The sequence below is a fragment of the Neolewinella persica DSM 23188 genome, from assembly GCF_000373105.1.
GTDB classification, from domain to species: domain Bacteria; phylum Bacteroidota; class Bacteroidia; order Chitinophagales; family Saprospiraceae; genus Neolewinella; species Neolewinella persica.
Map to the genome: position 1 here is coordinate 26,953 of NZ_KB890428.1, position 21,717 is coordinate 48,669.

Genomic DNA, 21,717 nt, shown 5'->3' on the forward strand with positions numbered 1-21,717 from the left:
TTATTCAGTTAATGGTATGATTAGCATGGGGATACCACAGGACCCAATAATGTCGGGGATTTCGGACCGTACCAGCAGGTTCATCAGGAATCCTCGTTTATGCCGGCCCAGGATTAGTAAATCAACTTTTTGTTCCAGCGAATAGTCGATCAGCACGTTCGCAACGTCTCCCTCGGGTAACAGATCGAAGTCAACGGCATAATCAGGGAAGTTATTCTTGACCATTTTGCGGAAAAGCTCTAACTCCATCATCTCTTCACTCAGGTCGTCCCGATACGCGACGTGCGTGAAGTGCATTGCCGGAGCAAGTGCTTTTCGCAGGAATTTGGATTTATCACTTAATTCAACCAGTGTATTCACTTCATCAAAAGCAATGGCTGCATGCGTTATATTAGGGACGCCCGAATTCTGGGGAATCAGTAGCAGCGGACACTCCGCGCCCATAGCGACCCCTTTGGCAACGCTACCGAAAACCGGCGTTACCCGGCTTGGAATGCCTGAACCGACGCCTCCCATAACGACCAGCGCGGTATCCTCTCGTTTACTGAGCTTCAACACCTGACCAATGGCCGTGCCTACTACTTCTCTGCACTTGATGAAGGGCAGCGTTTCGTCGTCGGCGTGTATTCCCGTAAAGGTCATTTGATCCGCATGAAGGCTGACGAATTTTTCGAGGCGCTCCCTGACCCGTGCCCGGATCCTGGCACTTCCTTTCTTGACTACAAAGGCCTCGTCGCCGTCGTAACCGTCGTGTACGTGAACTACTTCAAGGTCATAACCGGTAACGTCGGCCAGGTAGCAACCATATCGCAAGGCATCAGCCGAAGTACTGGAAAAATCTGTTGGAACAATTATTTTATACATGGTACCCATGATTTGTTTCCTTAAAATTCAGTAAGAAAGCTTTAAAAAGCAGTGATGGAAATCATGGAGAATAGTGATTCTAGTCTACGGAGCTAAAGACTATTGACCGTTATCTTTGTGGGGAGGTAGGCGTTAAAAGCCATCGGTTAAGTATGAATGATCTACAGGTTGAGATAAAGAGAATTCGAACTCCCCGTGAAGCCAGGAGGGTCGAGCAAATTCTTAGTAGAAGGCCGGGAATCGTTTCCGTTTCCGCTTCAGCCGGCACCTTACAACTGAAGTGGGATGCCGAAAAAACCAATAAGTCGGCTGTTTTAAAGGACGTTGAAAAGTCTGGTGTTGAGATCCTTCATACGAAATCGAAAGACGAAGAAACTGAGTACCACGATCATGAGCATATTCCGGCTTATCTCAGGTTTCTCGGGGAGAACACCGAGCTCTATTTTGCCATCACCAGTGGTGTATTCTGGGTTGCTGGGGTGGTATCGGGTTTCATTTCCGGTATTCCGCCGAACATTCCGATGATCTTGTACATCATCGGTGGTTTCTTTGGCGGTTTTTTCACCTTCATTACTGCCGGACAAGACATCTTACGCGGGAAGTTTGAGATTGATTTCCTCATGCTTTTTGCCGCCGTAGGAGCAGGCGCCTTAGGGAAATGGGGAGAAGGTGCCCTTTTGCTGTTTTTATTCAGCCTGGGACACGCTTTGGAACATTATGCCATGAAGCGTGCCCGGAAATCTATCGCCGCACTATCAGACTTGACGCCTCCAGTGGCATTGGTCAAAAGAAATGGAGAGGTCGTCGAGGTTCCCGTCCAACAACTCGACTTGGGCGACATCATTGTGGTAAAACCAAATTCCATAATTGCTGCCGATGGGGTAGTGGTCATGGGGAATTCCGCCGTTAATCAGGCACCCATAACCGGTGAAAGTGTGCCGGTAGACAAACGCGCCCACAAAGAGTGGCGCCTGCAGGAAGAAGTCAGTAAACTATCTGCCGAACACCGGGTCTTCGCGGGCACCATCAATGGAAGCGGGGTCCTGGAAGTGAAAGTGCTGAAAAAATCAAAAGACAGTACCCTGGCACGTTTGATCACGTTGGTGAAGGAGGCTGAAACGCAGAAATCGCCTACTCAGCATCTGGCGGATAATTTTGAAAAATACTACGTCCCCATAGTTCTACTGGTCGTACTGTTGCTTCTGGGGGCTTTTCTGGTGATCGATGAGACCTTCAAGCAAAGCTTCTATCGGGCCATGTCCGTATTGATCGCAGCGTCCCCCTGTGCGCTGGCCATTTCGACGCCGAGTGCTGTATTGGCGGGCATCGCCCGCGCCGCCCGGCAGGGCGTGCTGATCAAAGGTGGGCGCCCGCTGGAAGATCTGGGAGGACTCCAGGCCATTGCTTTTGATAAAACGGGCACGCTGACCGAAGGCAAGCCAACGCTTACCAACGCCATTCCTTTCGGAGACACGACCAAAGCCCACCTGCTCGAGGTCGCCGTTGCGGTGGAGGGCTTGAGCGACCACCCTTTAGCTGCCGCGATCGTAGCGGGAGGAGAGAAGGAATTGGGACGGACGGACATCACCCCGGCGGGGAACCTTCAGGCATTAACTGCGCGGGGCATTCGCGCTGACTGGCGAGGAACCACCGTACACGTCGGTAACCGCAGACTATTCGAAGAGCTGACCGGGGAAAAAGTCCCCGCTGAGATCGACCGCGAAATGAGTCAACTCGAAACCGGAGGCCATACCGCCATGATCATCCACCAGGGAGATAAATACCTTGGCATAATTTCGGTCATGGACGTTGCCCGCCCGGAGGCTATAGCCACACTGGCAGCGCTGAAAAAGATGGGCATTAAGCGCATGATTATGCTTACGGGCGACAACCAGAAGGTCGCCAATGCCATCGCCGAAAGCATCGGTATTACAGACCCGTTGGGAAGCTTACTGCCCGAAGAAAAGGTAAAGGCCATCGAACGACTTAAGCTGGAGGTGGGAAACGTAGCCATGGTCGGAGATGGCGTCAATGATGCACCGGCAATGGCGCGAAGTACCGTTGGCATCGCCATGGGAGCGGCTGGCTCAGACGTAGCGCTGGAGACGGCCGACATCGCTCTGATGGCTGATAAATTGGATAATCTGCCTTTTGCCATTGGACTGAGCCGTAAGGCCAAACAGATCATCAAGCAAAACTTAATCATCAGCCTTGGGATGGTGGCGATTCTGGTGCCGTTGACCATCGTTGGCGCCGTTGCTATCGGTCCCGCCGTTGTCGGGCACGAAGGCTCCACGCTGGTGGTCGTACTTAATGCTTTGCGGTTGCTGCGGTATGAGCAAAAGTGAATAATCGAATAATGGAAGGAGAGAATAGGCTACCGCTGTTACCGTTCTCTGCGCTGCGCTTGCTCACTAAAGGCGAACGAGCAAAGCGAAGTGAGTGGAGCTTGCGGCAGCTACTCAATTATTCTCTCCTTCACTTTTAGGGCGCGGTCGCAGGTGCTAAGAAGGTTTTGGAGGAGCATAGCTTGCCATCAATCTTTCCCTTGCACCTGCGGCCCCGCCCCAGTCATGTCGGCACTCGAATTACCGCTTAGAACTCTTTCCCTCAATGCCTTTAATGGTGAGATCACCCCACCAGCCCCAACAAATAAACCGCCCCGATAAACTCCCGGTTAGTTCCCTCAATCTCCGTCTGCCCGGCGCTGGAGTAGAACTGCTCCCGCAGGTGCCGCAGGCACCCCTCCAAAGCATGCAGTGCCAGCACCATCACCCGGAGGTGCTCATACTGCTGGACGTCCGTCGTCTGCAGCTTGGCTAAGCGGGCGCCGCGCAGCGGCTGGTTATTGACGAAGTGGTCGTAAAGGTCAAAGAAGTTGGCGGGGGAGTATCCCTGGAAATCCCGCAGGCGACGCAGGGCAACTTTGGCGGCTTCCTCCGGGCCAAAGATGGTCTCCGGAGAAGCTTCGCCCCGAAAAAAGGCGTCGATCTGGTGACGGAGGTTGTCCCGCTTAACCTTCTCGTCTGCCTTGGGCAAGAGCAGGAAGTCCAGGAACTTCCTGGCCAGCTCTCTGGCCCTGGTTTTGGGGTCTTCGCTCAGTTCCCGGTAGCCAAAGTAGTTCCGCGCCAGATCCCGCATCGTCAGTAGGTTATTCTTGCGGGGGGCGTGCAGATCGTCGTAGTAAGTACGTTCGATGGCGTGGGGCGCATAGTCGTATTCCACCACTTCAATGCGTGACCAGAAATCTGCCGTAAAGGGCTCGTCATCCTGGCGGTAGATGGCCCCAAGGTTGGCGGCGGCGCAGAGCAGGATATTGTCGCCGATCTTGTAGGCCGTACCGTCGGGTGCCAGGAACACGTCACTCCCCGCAAAGAAGGGGTTCAGCGATTTCCGCAGGGCCTCTGGCCACTCCTTGATCTCTTCGATATTGATCAGGCTATTTGGTGTAGTGATGGCTTTGGTAAAGCCCGCAGGAGTGGTGTAGGGGCCGTTTTCTCCGAATTTTATGGCCGTTACCAGACTGTTCTTAGTCTGCCATTTATCCGAGGCGTGCTCGAAGTACTCCCGGTTCATGACGGCGGCGACAAACTTGAGAAAGGCACTCTTTCCCGTACTTGGCGGCCCGGACAGCAGAATGATTCCCGCACCCGTAGTTAGCTGTAGCTTAGCCTTAATGATAAACTCCCGGAGCTTCTCCTGAAAGTAGGGGGTCTCATCAATAAACTCTGGCGTAATAACCGGGACATTTCGCGACCGCTTCCGCTCCAGGTCCTCCCGGTATTTCTTTTCCAATACACAGCGCAGGCCTTTTTTACTGGCTTCGCCCTCCGGCAGCAGCTCCTTCAGCAGTTCAGGTTTGAACTGCGGAAAGTCGGCGGCTTGCTTCAGGCCATTGGCCATCTCCCACAGCGCGTTACAAAGCTCATAGCTGTTCTCTTGGGCAACGTAGTAATCATAAGCCGCAAAGAAGTCCTGCTGTTGGCTCCCGCTGATCTCGAAGGCTCGGCCGCTGCGAAGGTTGTCCGTAGTGGTGGGGAGGTAAACCTCTTTGTCCGTGTTGCGAATAAACGTAGCGGCGTAAATATCCGGCTGGCCCTTCTTTTCGATGACCTCCAGGTCCCACTTGGGAAAGGTTTGTAAGCTGGACTCCAGGTCAACAAACAGGTCCGGGTCATTCTGGATGAAGGCGTACTTTCCTTCAAAGGCGACCATCCGCTCCATGTCCTCCCGGTTGCGTTCCAGGATACGGCGTTCGAGTCGCTGGCGCAGTTCCCGCGCCAACCTGACGTCGTTGAACTGGGTTTCGATCCGCCCCGTGTCCTTCAGAATGTCCTGATAGGCAGCTGTCTTGGCAAGTTCCAAATCCGAAAAGCTCCCCGAATGGTTGCCTACGAAGAAATCGATACTCTCCTGCACCATCTGTGCCAGCTGTAGTTTGGCAGCGTTGACCTCGGCATTTTTACGATCCTGTTCCTGCTTGAGGATGGAACGTCGCAGGTTCACCGCCTTATGCAGTCTGTTCTGGATGCCGGCAGGTGACAGGCGCTGCTCACTGGCGATGCTCTGCAACACGAAGGGCTGCTTCAGCAAGCTCATCAACTCTACCGAGGCGGGGTGGGTGGCCAGCAGATTCTCCAGTTGGCGAAATTCGTGGGTGTTGGTAATGGCCAACTCTATTTGCTCAATTTCACGGGTGATGAACTCCTGCAGGCTGTTGCCATCTTTGGCGATCTGCTCGGAAAAAGCGGCGTTCATCTCCCGTTGGATGATCCGGAATTCGGTGATGACTTCCGCTACGCCCTCACCCGTCGTCATGCCGTCCAACTCGTCGGAGGCTGCCCTGATGCCATTGATGATGTCGCGGTAGGCCGCTGGATCTTCGATGCTGTCCATCGCGGCGCGGTAGCCGCGCGCTTTTTCGATGAGCTGCTGTGCTCTGGTGGTTTCTACCAGGCCGCGGACCCGCCGCTCTACGGGCCGGACGATGTTATTGATGGTGCTCTGCAGCCGTCGGCCAACTAAAAGTATTCCCTCCCGCTCCGCCACCTGTGTCAGCTCTTCTCCAATATTGGTGCGGGCAATCGCAATTTTTTCCCGAACGTCCAGCAACCTTTCATAATCCTGCCCGGCGTCCGCCAGCAGGTGTTCGATATTGGTTTCGAAATCGTACCGGGCCACTTCTACTGCGGAGGGAAGTTGGTCTGCTTTTTCCGGTAAAGCATCGGCTATCGGGCGTGCATAATTGGTTTTGGTAAAAAGGCTTTCCCCCTTAAAGAACTGAGATAAGTTTTTGAAGGCGGTGGCAAAATTGGCCTCGTCTTCCGGTAATTCCAGGTCGGGAGCGTTGGTTCGAACCTTCACCAGGGTTTTCTTCATTGACTCCCGGCCTACCACGCTACCCATAGCGTCAAGTTGGAAGCCCGGAGCGAACTTACCCAGTTCAGCGATCTCTGCAACTTCAGGCTGTGTGATGTCGTAAACGGTAATGATGCCGTCGCTTCCCTGGGCGAAGAGGGTAGCGAGGTTTTCATCGGCCCTGACCAGATTAGCAGACTTGGTCAGCTTGATGGTTTGTGACCATTTTCCCGGAACTACAGACCGATGGGTATTGATGATGGTTACTTCATTACTGGAAATTAGGGCAACGATCAGGTTTGGGTCACCGGCCAACAGGTGGTAGCAATTCTGGTAGAGGTCGACCTTCAGAAGGTTGTTCGTATTGTCGAGCAGACTGTCGATCTCAAGCAATCCGTCACTGTGCGTCAGCTGGTAACGATCGGTGTTGAAGGTGGTCTCGTAGCCATCTGCGGTAAAGAAATCCTGGATGTCCTTACTCCGGAAAACCAGTGCTTGCTCGAGCTGTTTGGGGTTGTTTGTCCTGGTAATGAGCCACCGCGATGTTGGTAGCAGTATTCCTTCAGTATCCCTCGTTTCGATCAGCACCGCCATACCACTGCGCTTATTCAGGGTCGTAATGATGATGTTCCCAATCGGGGTAAGGTGAACGTAGCCATTACTTCCCTGCAACTTGGTGCCAAGGTAGCCGTTCAGGAAGTCTTTAAAATGCTGGAATTCGCCAACGATGATACTTTTGAAATCCTCAGAATTGCCCCTGAAATTATACTGTGCTTTGAATCGTCGTTCATCCGCTTTGGTAGTTTCAAGCCCAAATTTCTTTCGTAATCCTGCTGAGAGGCTCTTTCCGCCCGCTTCGTAAACTTCGTCGATAATTTCCCGGAATTTATCCGGGTTATTCATTTCAAGCGTTGAGCTTCCGCGTAGATTTTTCATTACGCTGTCGGTACTCTCCCGGTCGAGTTCCGGATAATGATCCGGCAGGTAATGGTCGACGTCAATCAATCTGCCCCGGGTATTGTAGAAGCTCAGCGCCGGACTGTTTTCGTATTCAACGACCACAATATCATCGTCCGCCGCTTCGCCGTGCAACAAGTGAATTTCACGGATGGGCAGGTTCCTTACTTCAAGGTGCGGGTCGGCTTCAAAATGATCGGAAAGAAGCTGAAATTTAAACTGTTCTATTAAGGTGGACATAGGATGTTGGGTGTTGGACAAAGCTACTATTTTCAGGAGAATAATTGAATGGGTGAATAATTGAATAAGCTACCGCAGAACCGTTCGCTTCGCTGCGCTTACTCACCCTGGCGAAAGAGCGAAGCGAATTGAGTGGTTACAGCGGCAGCACTACGAGACTACTGAACTATCTACTACAAGACTAATCAGGGCGCGGCCGCAGGATGCAAAGAAAGGATAACCAAGCAATGCACTTACCTTCGCATTAAACTTTGCCCTCCAACGAAACGTTGGTGCCTTTTCGCCTACTGCTTAGTCTGTAAAAGCAAACAGATTTAATCAGCCAAATACGAATCTATTGCTAACCTTCTTTCTAGCCACCCTTGGCTCCCTTTTTTCAGTCGTTAACCCCCTCGGCGCAGTGCCCATTTATCTCACCCTTACGTCGGACATGACGGCAAAGGTCAGGGAGTTGATGGCGCGTAAAACTGCCATGTGGTTTCTGCTTATCCTGGTGGTATTCTTCTTCGCCGGCACCTTTATTCTGGAATTTTTCGGCATCAGCCTGAACGCCCTCCGCATTGCCGGAGGCCTCATCATCGTGAATAGTGGCTATGGACTACTGAACAGCAAGTTCGAAGAGCGGCGCATCAGCCATGAAATCGAAGAAGAGGCCCAGGAAGCTGATGACATCAGCTTCACGCCCATGGCGATGCCAATGCTTTCTGGTCCGGGTAGTATTTCTCTGCTCATCAGCCTGTTTGCACAGCAAAGTGAGTGGGTTAGCCGTGGACTCATCATTGGCGTTATTGCCGTGATGGCGGGGTTGATCTGGCTGGTCCTGCACTTCGCACCAAATTTGTTCCGCCTGCTTGGCCGGGGCGGCCTTGCCGCCCTCAGCCGGATCATGGGCTTCCTCGTCATGGCTATCGGTATCGAAATGTTGATTGCTGGTGTGGTGAGCTTGGTCAGAAGTATGATCTAGCAGGCTTGTTTCCGGGGCTTCTGGCCTTGAAATGAGATGAGTTGAAGGCCGGGTAAACCATGCCTTGATCCTTTCTTTGCACCTGCGGCCCCGCCCTAGTAGTGAATGAGAGAATAATGGAACAATGGAATGAGGGAATAATGGAATGGCTTCCGCACATGCCACTCACTTCGCTGTGCTTGTTCGCTATGGTGAGCAAGCACAGCGTCGCGAACGGTAACAGCGGCAGCCATTCACTCATTCGTTCATTCACTATTCGCCCATTCACTTATTGCAATACATCCCGTAGCTTACGGCCATGAAAACGCCCTGCCTGATATTTGCGCTGCTGTTCGTCCTTGGTAGCTTTCCCACTTGTTCCGTAAATCTCCCCACTGATAAAGATGGAGATCAGGACACTGTTTCCGCCTACGTTGGCAGCTATACGCGCGACGAAGGTTGGGTAAACGGTAAAGGCAGTGGTGTAACTGAAATCGATGTCCGCGTCAGTACCGGCCGTATTCTGGAACAACGCGAAATTTCCGATATCACGAATGCCTCCTTTGTCGTTGAATCTGCCGATGAGCGCTACCTCTATGTCGTCAGCGAACTGTCGCGGGAAGATGAACCGACGGGCTTTATCCACGTGCTTGACGTTGAAAATAACTATAAGGAAATTTCCAAAATTCCTACCGACGGAAAAGCGCCTTGTCACATCGAACTTGACAATACCGGTAATTACGTCATCACGACCAATTACGTTGGTGGCGTTTCGAAAATGTATCGCCGGCAGACAGACGGGACTCTGCTGCCCATTGATCGCTTTGATGCATCAAGTACTGGTCGGTCTTCTCACCTTCACTCGGCCCAATTCTCTCCCGATAACCGGATTGTCGCGATCGCCGACCTCGGCCTCGATCAAATCAATTTATTTTACCTCGATACCGCCAACGGCCAACTGATACCACACAAACAGGGCTCCGTCAAGCTGGCCGATAAGGCAGGCCCCAGGCACATGGTCTGGTCCGGTAACGGGAAATTTCTTTACGTCATCAATGAGCTGAACAGTACCATAAACGTCCTGGGTTACGATGAAAAGCCGGACCGGTTCACTATCCTTCAAACCATTCCCACTCTTCCCGCGGGTTGGACGGGGAATAACTCGACGGCAGATATCCACCTGCACCCCAACGGAAAATTTCTCTACGGTTCTAACCGTGGCCATAATAGCATCGCCGGCTTCCTCGTCGACCAAAAAACCGGCCTGCTGACGGCCAAGGGCCATGAGTCCACCCGCGGCGATGCACCCCGAAATTTCAGCCTGAGCCCTGATGGCCGCTTCCTCTATGCTGCCAACCAAAACAGCAGCACAATTACGGTCTTTAGCCTGAACGAGAAGAGCGGGCAGCTTACCTATATGGAACAGGGCTTTGTAACTGGGACACCGGTTTGTATTGAGTTTTAGGGCTAGAGAAGGAATAACCATTAAGGATTTCTCTTCTGCTGCTAAGCAGCTCTTAATACCTAATTGTCCTTAATGGTTCCAATCTCCGCAACTTCCGCCAGTTGCCACAACGTTCTCTCCCCGTCATGTCAAAAAAACTCCGCACCAAAGACCTCGTGAAGCTCGGGTGGCCCAAACGGGCCGCGGGCCTGGCCATTACGGTTCTTTCCGCCAGCTTCAAGCGAGAAGCTGAAGAATGGCGGATGGCAACGCTAAGCAACCTTCTGGCACATCCGGACAGCTTCGTTGATGATGAGAAATGGGGTGGGGTGGCACTGGCTTTGGGTGGTACCCCTGCCGTCGCTACGGCTAGCTACCACAAACCTGAAGTAAGGAAGTCACCGGGTGACTTCACGATTTTTGATAGCGATGCAGGCATTGCCCCCAATGCGGTCCAGCAATTATACGACGCTATGCGGCTGCCGGTGGCCGCAGCCGGTGCGCTGATGCCAGATGCTCACCAGGGCTACGGGCTGCCAATTGGTGGTGTGCTGGCAACAGTGGGCTCCGTTATTCCGTACGGTGTAGGGGTAGACATTGGTTGCCGAATGTGCCTGTCTGTCTTTGACCTTCCAGGAGAACTGGCCGACAACGATCAGTCTCGTTTAGCCAGCATCCTGACCACCCAGACCGCCTTTGGGCTACAGTCGCAGGATCGGCCTAATGACCATCCGGTATTAGCGGATGAAACCTTTACGTATTTGCCAAAAGCGAAGGAATTGCTGGGCAAAGCAGCAAAGCAACTTGGGTCCAGCGGAGGCGGAAATCACTTCGTTGAATTCGGTAAGGTGACCCTGCCGGAACATAACGCTTTCAACCGCCCGGCAGGTAACTACCTGGCGCTGCTTTCCCATTCCGGTTCCCGGGGTATGGGCGCGAAACTCGCACTTCATTATACGGACCTGGCCATGAAGGAATGTCGTTTGCCCAAAGCCCTGAAGAGCCTGGCCTGGCTTGATCTGCGCCACGATGCCGGCCGGGAATACTGGGCAGCGATGACGCTGGCCGGAGATTACGCTTCTGCCTGCCACGATGACATCCATGCCCGAATTAGTAAGTCGTTGGGAGAACGCGCCATCGTCCGCGTAGAGAACCACCATAATTTTGCCTGGAAAGACACGTTACCTGATGGCCGGCAGGTCATCGTACACCGCAAAGGGGCCACCCCCGCAGCAAAAGGAGAATTAGGCATCATTCCCGGTTCCATGGCGGACCCCGGTTACATCGTTCGTGGACTGGGTAACCCCGCGTCGCTCAATTCCGCCAGCCATGGTGCCGGGAGGCATATGTCCCGCTCCGATGCGAAGAACGGAATTACTCCATCTTCACTAAAAACTTTGCTGCAGGAACGAAATGTTCACCTGATTGGGGGTGGGGTAGATGAGGCACCTACGGCTTATAAAGATATTCGCAAGGTCATTGCCGGACAGGCGGAGTTGGTGGAAGTCCTGGGGGAGTTTATTCCTCGGGTGGTTCGGATGGCTTAGAATCGGGCAGTACCGGTCCGCTAGGAAATGACCTGATAGTTAAGGGGGACCGGACTCACTCACCAATGATTTATTACAAGGGACAAGATTCGGACAGAAAGGCGCGGGCGCAGGTGCAAAGAAAGATTTGAAAAGCAAGGGTTGTCGGCAACGAAAATAAAGGGTATCAATTAATCCAGCGGTTACTTCCCTGACCTCCATGCTTTGTTGCAGAAGGAGTGAAACAACCAGTTTGTATTTCGAATAGCTTTTCAACCACTTAAAAAATCTTCACCCAAAATTGATTTTTAGCGATGAGTTTATCTACTTTTGGATAAACACCTCCAGATGATTTGGGCCGTACTTAGTCCGAAGTGATAATATTTTAGCCTTCTTAAACACCCTTTTAACATGCCTTATTACTTCTTACTCCTAGCAGTGATGCTTGGTTCCTTTAGCCTTACTGCCCAAGAAGAAACTTTTCGTAAATACTACGGACAGGACGAATCCTATTCCCGCGAAATACCTACAAACGTTGCCTCAATCGGTGACGAGCTGGCAGTGATTGGTGTCCGGGAAAACCTGGAAAGCAGATCCTTTGATATTGCCTTCTGGTTTTTTGAACCGGAAAACCTTACTTTGCTGGACAGTCTGACCTGGACGCAGCCAGGAGAACAGCAAATCGCGGATATTTACCCAGGCCCCGATGGTGGTGTCCTGATCCATTATTACGAATCGTATCGGGGATCCTCAAGCCAGGTTTTTGCCTACTTCGGCCCGGATAGACAGCTGAGTTGGAAAAAAGAATTGACGGGTACCAACCCGCTGCTGCGAATTTCTTCTCTTTCTTTCAAAAGCCCTTCTGAACTGGTGTTCAGTGTGTGGGGAAACAATAATATAACGCCCGCACTTTTCTTCTTTTCCGCTACGGATGGAGTGACAAATCAGGTTCAATTTCCAGCGAACGGGTTGACCGTTACGAGTGTAGAACGACAGTCAGATGGCCGTCTGCTGGTCGGAGGGCAAGAGCTTGGAGTCAACTACCTGATGCTCCTGAATACTGAAGGAGAAGAAGTATGGCGGACAAATATTCCACGTACCACCGCTGCTCCACTGTTTTATGCCGATGGTTACTTGAACCTCAAAGGCGCGCACTGGCTGCGAGATGATGATAGGATCGTCGTAACGGGAAGGCATACTGACGGATTATACGTTACCGTGTTAGACACTACCGGGAGTCTGTTGCACGACGAGCTAATCATCACTGAGCCTAGTAGGTCGTTTTTTGAACAAACCACCTGGATAAGTAAGGATAGTTTGTTTATTTCTTCATCGATAGAAGGGGAATATGCCTTCGTTACGTTTGATGAATTTAGAATGGAATCCTTCCGGATAAGTGTAAATGATCCTGAAGACCTGATAAGAAGAGGGACTTATTTCAGCCCCGTAACAAAGCGCTTGTATTCAACCTATCACAACCGGAGTCCATTTGCTGTTCGGGACATTTTTCTGCAGCGCATAGTACCAACAACGGGTACCTCTAAACAAGTGGTTTATGGTACGCCCTGGTATCAGGCCTCTGAATTTTCAATCGGGCTCACGTTGTTGCCGGAAGGTGGGTATATGATGTTGGCGGATTGGGCAAGGGGGTATGGCCAGTCGGTACCAACAATGGTAGAAGTAGACCGTGAGGGCAATTTGGTCCGACTTACTCCCCTGGCAGATGACGACGACTGGTTTGGTGTGTACAGTGAGCCGACGGCTGACAATAACGTGCGCATTAGCTTTCGCCAGGATGACAGTCTGGTAGTTAATCATTACACTACTTCAGGGGAGTTACTACAGCATTATTCTTTTCCTGTCTTTAATAACGAGATATTTTCCATTGACCCGGTAGCCACACAGAAAACGGAACAGGGGGAATTATGGATCGTGGATGCGCTTGACGGAAGCTTTTTCCAAGGCCTCTCCAGCGTAATCCAACGTACTGACGGAGAAGGAGGAGTAGTCGATACCTTATTCTTTCCCGAAGTCTATACGGATTCTGAAACAACTGGCTTATTCAAAGGTCATGGAGCCGAAGAATTGATCTATTCCGGGCAAGATTCCGACGGAACTTCGATACTTATTACCAGCCTACACACAATTTCTGGCGAAAAGAACTGGCAAACCAGGCTTGGTCTAGATGATACGGACAGAATTTACGCTAGTGACGTCGTTGCCCTTCCCAATGGAAGGTATGGGGTCGCCGTGTTGAGTGATCCGGTATTCAATGGTGAATCGATAGAGAGTTATATCTTCTTTTCTCTTTTGAATGCCTCGGGGCAAGAAATTCTAAGGGATACCATTGATAGCTCCACTAACTATAAATATGATCCTTTACTTCACCTCACTGAAAACGGTCGGTTACTGCTGGCCTGGGGCGATAGGCGTGACGTTGCTATAAACGAAGAGCAAGTCTATACCACAGAAATAAGAGCCCTCGACCCAGTATCCGGTAGTGTTCTTGACACTATTTTTCACTACAGCCCGGAAGGACTATCTCTAAGTCCGAACAAATTAACCTCCTTGCCGGATGGCCGTATCGTAATGTATGGTCACGGTTTTGAACCGGGTGGTAATACGTCGAGGCAGCTTTTTTTACTCGTTATTGGGGAAGAGGGGACAATTGTTACGGCCCCCGGAATTCCTCCGCTATCGATGAAGGTTGATGTTTTTCCTAATCCGGCTACCACGGTTATGCAGGTGAAAGTGGATGACGGGGATTGGGAACAGCTTTCCTTGCGGCTGATAGACGGGCAAGGAAGGATTTTATATTACTCAGCAGCAAGGCGTGGCACTCAATTTAACGAAGAAATAAACGTAAGGCACCTTACTTCAGGTCTTTACTACTTACACCTGCAGGATGAAAAAGGACGTCAGGTTTTTCGTAAAGTAGTTAAGCAATGATTTTGGCGAGGGGGAGGTATCAGATTGCCTCCCTCAAGAACTTTTGTGTAATTTCTAACGGCTATAAGCCGGTGCTCTGGCACAAGAGGAATAGTATATAATCGGTTAAGTTGGCATTCGTAAGGTTCTTTCCCGATGTAACGCGTTGAGTCTTTGGTTTATCGCCGGTTAAAAAACCGCTGCAACAATGACCGGGATTCCGTAATAATACTAGCCTCTCCCTCCATCAAAGGACCAGCTTTAAGCTTGTTCCCGTTCGTGGTCTGTAGCTCATTGGGGAAGGTTACTTCCACGGCCGTTATGCCGCCGCTGGATAGTTGTCCGATGCTGGCGACCAGGCCCTCAACGGAGCCATACTCAAGGTGTGGGTAACTATCGAAGCGTACGAGTACCCTTTGTCCTTCCTTCACTGCCCCGGAACCTCTGTTCGGCAAGTCGATCCGGCCAATGATGCCACCGGCGTTTGCGGGAATGATGGTGCCAATATTGTCGCCACGTAGCAATGGTTGACCCTGCCGTACTTGGCGGTCAAAGAGCACCATGCCATCTACCGGACTGACGATGGTGTAATTGTCCTCCCAGCCAGAAACCGCAGCTTCCAGCCCATCAAAAGCATTACGCAAGGCTTCACCAGCCTGCAGCAAAGTACTGGGTAATCCTCCACGGTAGCTTTCAATCTGGTTGCGCATCAATTCGATATCGAAGCTGGCGGCACGGACCTCGCTGCGACTTGCATTGAGGTTATCTTCGGTGTTTTCTACCTGGCGACGAACCGTATTTAGTTTCTCCCGATTGTCTACGCCGTCACTGTTCAATTGTTCTTCCCGAATGAGCAGCGCCCGGTTTCGGGTGAGTTCATCCTCGATGCGTGATTGCTGTTGCCGCTGTCCCCGGATGAATCGTTCCTGGCTGATAATTCTGGTTTCAAGTTCCCGGGTCGTCAGGCCATCCAGCCGGCGATCCTTCAGGTTCTTGTAAATCTCCTGTTTCTCCTGCAGCTCGTATACAGCTTCCTGTATCTCTCCCAGGTTCCAGGCAGGAGGGATGTTGAAGGCGGCTAACCCCATGTCGGAATGATCCTGATTGCCGTCGAGCTTTTCGGCCAATTCAAAAATATCCCCAAAGTCGGCAAGGCTTTTGTTCACCATCAAAACTTCTTTAGCCTTTACGGAGTCCTCGTGATGTACCAACATCCGGTCGATGGTGAAATCTCTTGGGGCCCTCAAAGGACGAGGTGGGTCTATGGTCGTCAGGGTAAGGTCTCCGGTAACGGTATCGGGGTAGGTGTATACTGAACTAAGCAACACCAGCACTAATATGCATACGATTAGAAAAATCGTACCGTAGAGGGTAAGCCAGGAAGGTGGTCTGTTGATGATCTCTTCCATGTCCTGACTGCGAGGAGCATATTGCCAATCTTGTTTGGTCATAACAGGTTGCAGGTTACAGGTTGCAGGTTGCAAGTTGCAAGTTGCGGGTTGCAAGTTGCGGGTTGCAAGTTACAGGTTCCTCATTAATTCCCCAATGTGGAATGATATGGGCGTCCGCGAGGGGCGCCCGTACAATGATTATTGGTTAAAACCGTCGGGGCGAAGCCTCGACGGCCTGATAGGACCCATTTTGTAAGCTCGCGCCTCGCGGTCGCAATCACATAAGTTAATGTAAGGAATTGCTGGTATTTCCTAATTTCCCAGTAAAGTTTGATTACGCACCAACCGGAAGTAATTAGACCTGGTTTTCATCAGCTCCTTGTGGCTGCCCTGCTCAACGACGACTCCGTCGTTAAGTACAACAATATGGTCTGCCCGCTCAAAAGTGGAGTGGCGGTGGGCGACGATTACAATGGTAGCATCCTTCAAATACTCAAACAGCTCATCCATGATGGTTACCTCCGTAAAGGCATTGAGCCCGGTGGTTGCTTCATCAAGGAATAGGTATTTCGGCTGGTGGTAAATGGCGCGAGCGATCAGTAATCGTTGCTGCTGCCCCCGGCTCAAACCTACCCCGGATTCACCGATCATGGTCCCGTAGCCGTTAGGTAAACGGTCGATGAATCGCTCGATCTGGGAAATCTTTACGGCCTTAATGAGCCTTTCCTGGTCTATGTATTCTTCACCAAGGGCAATGTTCCTGGCAATGGTGTCACTGAAAATGTACCCGTCCTGTGAAACAACCCCGGAAAGTGATCGCCAAAAGGTTTTATTGAGGGTAGCTAGGTTGGTCCCCCCCACCAGGATCTCCCCGGAAGTGGGTTGATAAAAGCCCTGTAGTAGTTTGAGTAAAGTTGATTTTCCACTGCCCGAAGTCCCGACGATCGCGGTAATTTTTCCCGCAGGAATTTCCGTATCGATACCGCTCAACACCTGTGGTGCATTCGGGAGATTATAGTGGAAATCTACGTTGTGAAGTTTCAGGCTGCCGTCTCCGGGTATAATGCTGAGTCGGTGCGTGGCATCTTGTTCGTCGGCTTTGTTGTGGATTTCGTTCATCCGCTCCAGGCTGATCATACTCTCCCGGTAACCTCTGATAAATTCGGTGAAGTCCTCAATTGGGCTATCAAGTTGAGCAAGAATATAATGGATGGCTACCAAGGTACCGATGGTAAGGTCTCCCTTAAGTACTGCAGTAGCGGCCACCAGTGTAATGAGCAGGTTCTTGATTTGGTTAATGGCCGTACCGCCGGTCCGTTGCCATTGGTCAATGGTGCTAAGTCGGACGCGGGTCCGGTACTGTCCGGAGCGTTTGCGCTCCCAGGCCCAACGCTTCTGTCGGGACGCATTGCCCTGCTTGATCTCCTGGATACCGTCGATGATCTCCATAAGCTGCTCTTTACCGGCAGCACTCTGCTCAAACAGCTTGAAATCGAGGTCGCGCTTACGACTCTCTTGCCACGACACCCAGAGAATGTTGACAATAGTTCCCAACAGGAATATGGCGAAAAGTGCGGTGCTCCAGAGGGCAAGGACGATGGCGAAAGCAACAAAGTTGATCAGGCTGAAAACCCGTACCAAGGTAGGGCCCGTCAGAAAGTTTTGGAGCCGTTCGTGGTCGTTGATGCGCTGCAGAAGATCGCCCCGGCTGCGGCTGTCAAAGAACTCCAGCGGTAATTTGGTAAGCTTTTGAATGTAATCACTCACCAGGCCCACATTAACCCGGCCACCGATGTGCAACATGATGTATCGGCGCAATGCGCCGAGTAGGGTAGTAGAGAGCATCAACACGCCCTGAGCTATGACAACAAGGACAATGAAGTTGTAATCGACGTGGACAATGCCGAAGTCGACCATATTCTTCAACAGGTAAGGCATCAGAACCTGGAGCATGCTGGCCAAAAGAAGGCCGGCGGCAAACTGCCACAAGAGATTGCTGTAGTTGCTGAAGTATTCCAGTACGTATTTCAGGCTGCTCTTATCGATGCCCTCACGATCTTTAGCGAAGAAGTCCGGCGTAGTCTCCAGCACCAGGACGTTGCCGGTCTGCACGCCGTTTTCACCCTGAGTAGTCGCCCAGTGCCGCTGGATCTGTTCCCGGCTAAAGGCTTGTTTGCCGAAGACAGGGTCTGGGTCGGCGATAAGAAAACGCCCCTTTCTGGCCTTATGCAGCACCACAAAATGCTCCTCGTTCCAGGGCAGGATACAGGGGAGTGGGATTTCATGTTCGAGTTGGTCGACAGTAACGGGCAGGGCCAGTGTTTGCAGGCCAATACTTTCCGCACCTTCACTGATGCCCAAAAGGCTTACGCCTTCGCGGCTGATCCGGGTCTTCTCCCGCAAGTGCTCAAGGCTGTAGTACCGGCCATAGTGACGGGCTACCATACGCAGACACGCTGCGCCACAGTCCATTTCTTCCAGCTGTTGATAATAGGTAAAGCCGAGCATAAGTATACAAATATAAGGTGTTTGTTGTCAATTAGTTGAGTGGGGTGGGCGGGGTCGCAGGTGCAAGGAGAATTAATGGCGGGGAATGGTTCAAAACACCTGCTTTCCGGTTGATGGCAGAGAGTATTCGGTATCGGTAAAGTATGTCCCGCACCAGTAATAAACCCGTCTCTCCGCCTTAAAGCGAAGACGTTGCGGAAGCATATACCCCATACTAAGCTGAGCTCAGGACGACAATGCACCCTTCCTTTGCTCCAAATCCGGTCCCTGAACCTGCGACCCCGCCCTAATGTTGTTTTACTCATCCATAATTTTCCTTTTATGTATTTGTAGTGTCCCAATTACCTCGCTGTATATTTCCCCGCAAATTATACGACGACTTCCTTTCCCCGATAACACAATCAATTATCCCATGCCCTACGATCACCTCGTTGCCGATCGCATCCGAAACCTCCTTACTGCACGGGGTGTAGCGTTTACCGACAAGTCGATGATGGGCGGACGGCTCTTTCAGGTTGACGAGAAAATGCTCTGCGGCATCCACACCGATAAAAAGCATGGAGATGACCTCCTGATGGCCCGAATAGGGGAGCAAGCCTACCCGGCTGAAATTGAAAAGGATGTGACGTTGCCAATGGATTTCACCGGCCGGCCAATGCGCGGTTATATTTTCGTTGTCCGTGAAGGCTTTACCGACGATGATTCGCTGGGTTATTGGCTGGATCTTTGCCTGGCGTTTAATCCGCTGGCGAAAGCTAGTAAGAAAAGGAAAAAAAAGTGATGGGCCGCGTACCTTAGCCCCATGAAGCCAAGGCAGTCGCAAAACCTGAAGATCTCAACCAATTCAACTAAAAACGCGCAGCGTTTTCAAAAAATCTCTCCCGTAGGCCGCCGAACGGTTGCCAGGGGGGGCCTTGCCGCAGTCCTTTCTATTTTTATAATTGCCATCCTTCCGGCCCAAACGACCTCCGATAACTTCGAAGACGGCGATCTCCTCAATCCCGGGTGGTTTGGCGATACCGGCGATTTTATGGTCTCTGATGGCCGCCTTCGCCTGATGGCAGACGGGGCAGGGGAGTCGGTACTCAACCTACGCCTTCCCCCCAGCAGAAATACACAGGCGGATTCTTTCCGGCTTGAATTTTTGGTCGACATGGATTTCGCCCCTTCAGCAAGTAATTTTAGTAAAATCGACCTCTACAGGGAAAGTTCCATTGGCGGAATCTCCCAGACCGGCGCCTTCCTCCAACTCGGCGGAATTACGGGAGACCAGGACGCGTTAACCGGAAGCATTTTCGAAGGGGATGTAGGATCAGGCAGCTTTGATGGAACGCCTGGCGCGCTCGGTCAGAGCCCGGCGATCGCACGGCTGATGATCACTTTCAACCCAGAGAACGGCTACCAATTTTTTGCCGATTACACGGGTGGTAGAGATTTTCAATTGGAAGGGACGATTCCGGTGCTGAGCGACTTGAGGTTCGACCTCCTGCGCATCACCTGCGTTTACACGGCTTCCCGCTCCGACAAATTCAGTTTCGACGACCTCAACTACCAGGTTTTCTTGCCCGCTGATGAGACGGCTCCCACACTTGCCAATGCTTTCGTAATTGATGAAGACGAAGTGGTGCTCAGGTTTTCAGAAAGACTGGCAGATGTGCCAACTGACGACCCCAATAATTATGCTACCTCACTTACGGGAAATTCTATCGCTTCTGCTACTCCGTCGGGCACGACTGTACGGTTACGATTTACGCAACCTTTTCCATTGCGTGAGGACTTTACCGTTACCGTTAGCCGTTCGGTTGATGAAGCAGGGAATGAAGCCAACAACCTCGTTGCCAACTTGCGCTACGATCCTACGGTTGCCCCCCGGCCTGGAAATCTTGTCATCACCGAGTTCATGGCGGATCCATCTCCTCAGGTTGGGCTGCCCAACGCCGAATATATCGAGATTCATAATCCGACGGATACCTCGGTTAACCTGGAAGGCATCATGATTGCCAGTGGCGGAACGCCAGTAGAATTTAGTGGCGTTGCAAGTTTAGAACCTGGAGCATACATTGTTTTGGTGGATATGGATGACGTGGCAGATTTTCAGGCGCTCAGCATTCCTATTCTTGCCATTAATGGCCTTCCTTCCCTGACCAACGGCGGTGATGAAATTGCCTTAAGCTACCGGAGTACGACCCTGCAGACACTCACTTATACCGACGGTTGGTACAATGACCCTGAGCGTGACGAAGGGGGCTATAGCCTGGAGTTTGTTGGTGGCGAGGACGCAGGATGCAATGCAAGTTGGCGGGCAAGCATTGACGCGTCCGGCGGCACGCCGGGCCGGGCCAACTCCGTTGCCGGAATGCCGGCTGATGACCAGGCGCCGATGATCACCGAGGTAGACATTAGTGTCTTTGGCATTACACTCACTTTCGATGAGGCACTCGTCCAGGATCAAATTACGCCAGCCCTTTTTAGTGCAGATAATGGCCTGACGATATTCAACGTTGTCTTCTTCGATGACCGGCAGATTTTCCTCTCTGCTGACGTTCAGGAAGGTATTATCTACACCCTCACGATGTTGTCAGACTTTAGTGACTGTGGTGGAAACTTCCCCAACGACAACCTTGTGCTTCAACTCGCCATTCCCGGCGAACCGGCTGCGGGAGACGTCGTCATCAACGAAGTCTTGTTTAATCCCGCTTCTGGTGGCGCCGACTTTCTTGAGTTGTTCAACTGCTCCGACAAAGTTTTTCAAATCCGGGATTGGACCCTGACAAATGACCAATCCACCACCTCTTCGGGGCAAAGGACTGTTTCCGTAAGCCGGCTCTTCCTGCCCGGGGAGTACCTTACCTTTTCTCCTGATCCTGAATCCATCATCTCCACATTTCTGGAGGTGGACGCAACCTTGCTGATCGACCAGACCTTGCCGACGATGCCAGATGACGAAGGAAACATCACCGTCGCTTCTGCGGCGGGCATTGTCCTCGATGCCTTTAATTATACGGAAGATTTTCACTCTACGCTACTGAGCCCCAACGATGGCGTCAGCCTGGAGCGCTTGCGCAAGCAGGGTAATACACAGGATGGAGCAAATTGGTACAGCGCTGCCTCTTCCGAAAATTTTGGTACGCCGACGCGCCCGAACTCTCAAAAGCGTGATGCTTTACCGGTAGCCGGGGAGACCATTTTCAGCCTGGTAAACACCACCTTCAGCCCCAACGGTGATAGCTTCGAAGATTTCCTCGAATTGCAGTACCAGACTGATCGTAGCGGCTTTGTTGCCCGCATTCGGATCATGGATGCACAGGGGAGGTTGATTCGTACGCTGCGTCAAACGGAGTTGTTGGGTGCCTCCGGCACCCTGCTTTGGGACGGTGCCAACGACGATGGCCGTAAGGCTAAGGCTGGTCTCTACGTCTTGCTGGCTGAGTTGGTCAACCCGGATGGAGAGGTAAAGGAGGAAAAACTTGTAGGTGTGCTCGCAGGAGAGCGGTAGTGTTGGTTCCCCGGTAGGTATGCCGGATGATGGATCCACCGGCATAACTTCCGGAGAACCGG

At 51.7% G+C, this 21,717-nt stretch carries 11 protein-coding genes; 7 read left to right on the forward strand and 4 right to left on the reverse strand.

The features are described from left to right. On the reverse strand, positions 1 to 864 hold the full coding sequence (locus B036_RS0111470) for a universal stress protein (RefSeq protein WP_169435057.1): 864 nt from the start codon (positions 862 to 864) through the stop codon (positions 1 to 3). 152 nt (positions 865 to 1,016) lie between these two features. On the opposite strand from B036_RS0111470, the gene B036_RS0111475 reads away from it, so the two are divergent. Then, positions 1,017 to 3,212 carry a heavy metal translocating P-type ATPase gene (locus B036_RS0111475; RefSeq protein ID WP_020568865.1) on the forward strand — a complete coding sequence of 732 codons (2,196 nt, stop codon included), beginning with the start codon at positions 1,017 to 1,019 and terminating at the stop codon, positions 3,210 to 3,212. Between the two features lie 283 nt (positions 3,213 to 3,495). On the opposite strand, the gene B036_RS0111480 is transcribed toward B036_RS0111475, so the two are convergent. Beyond that, positions 3,496 to 7,419 (reverse strand): P-loop NTPase family protein, encoded by a 3,924-nt coding sequence (locus B036_RS0111480; protein ID WP_020568866.1) that lies wholly within the window; start codon positions 7,417 to 7,419, stop codon positions 3,496 to 3,498. A 337-nt stretch (positions 7,420 to 7,756) separates the two neighbouring features. On the opposite strand from B036_RS0111480, the gene B036_RS0111485 reads away from it, so the two are divergent. From B036_RS0111485 to B036_RS0111500, 4 genes are all read left to right on the forward strand, one after another. After that, the gene (locus B036_RS0111485) at positions 7,757 to 8,383 is read left to right on the forward strand and encodes a MarC family protein (protein ID WP_026231897.1); all 627 of its coding nucleotides are present in this window, start codon (positions 7,757 to 7,759) and stop codon (positions 8,381 to 8,383) included. Between the two features lie 298 nt (positions 8,384 to 8,681). After that, positions 8,682 to 9,827: a lactonase family protein gene (locus B036_RS29035; protein WP_020568868.1), complete on the forward strand. Its 1,146-nt coding sequence runs from the start codon at positions 8,682 to 8,684 to the stop codon at positions 9,825 to 9,827. Positions 9,828 to 9,952: 125 nt separating this feature from the next. Continuing rightward, positions 9,953 to 11,353 (forward strand): RtcB family protein, encoded by a 1,401-nt coding sequence (locus B036_RS0111495; protein ID WP_020568869.1) that lies wholly within the window; start codon positions 9,953 to 9,955, stop codon positions 11,351 to 11,353. A 390-nt stretch (positions 11,354 to 11,743) separates the two neighbouring features. Continuing rightward, complete coding sequence (locus tag B036_RS0111500) at positions 11,744 to 14,281, forward strand: T9SS type A sorting domain-containing protein (RefSeq protein WP_026231898.1); 2,538 nt, start codon at positions 11,744 to 11,746, stop codon at positions 14,279 to 14,281. A gap of 158 nt (positions 14,282 to 14,439) precedes the next feature. Here the strand turns inward: B036_RS0111500 and B036_RS0111505 are convergent, their stop codons facing one another. Next, a complete protein-coding gene (locus B036_RS0111505) occupies positions 14,440 to 15,711 on the reverse strand; it encodes an HlyD family secretion protein (protein WP_020568871.1) in 1,272 nt (423 codons plus the stop codon). A 252-nt stretch (positions 15,712 to 15,963) separates the two neighbouring features. Next, positions 15,964 to 18,159 (reverse strand): peptidase domain-containing ABC transporter, encoded by a 2,196-nt coding sequence (locus B036_RS0111510; protein ID WP_020568872.1) that lies wholly within the window; start codon positions 18,157 to 18,159, stop codon positions 15,964 to 15,966. Between the two features lie 412 nt (positions 18,160 to 18,571). Between B036_RS0111510 and B036_RS0111515 the strand changes: the two genes are divergently transcribed. Continuing rightward, on the forward strand, positions 18,572 to 18,940 hold the full coding sequence (locus tag B036_RS0111515) for a TfoX/Sxy family protein (RefSeq protein ID WP_020568873.1): 369 nt from the start codon (positions 18,572 to 18,574) through the stop codon (positions 18,938 to 18,940). Between the two features lie 21 nt (positions 18,941 to 18,961). Beyond that, a complete protein-coding gene (locus tag B036_RS0111520; RefSeq protein ID WP_020568874.1) occupies positions 18,962 to 21,655 on the forward strand; it encodes a lamin tail domain-containing protein in 2,694 nt (897 codons plus the stop codon). Positions 21,656 to 21,717: the final 62 nt, after the last annotated feature.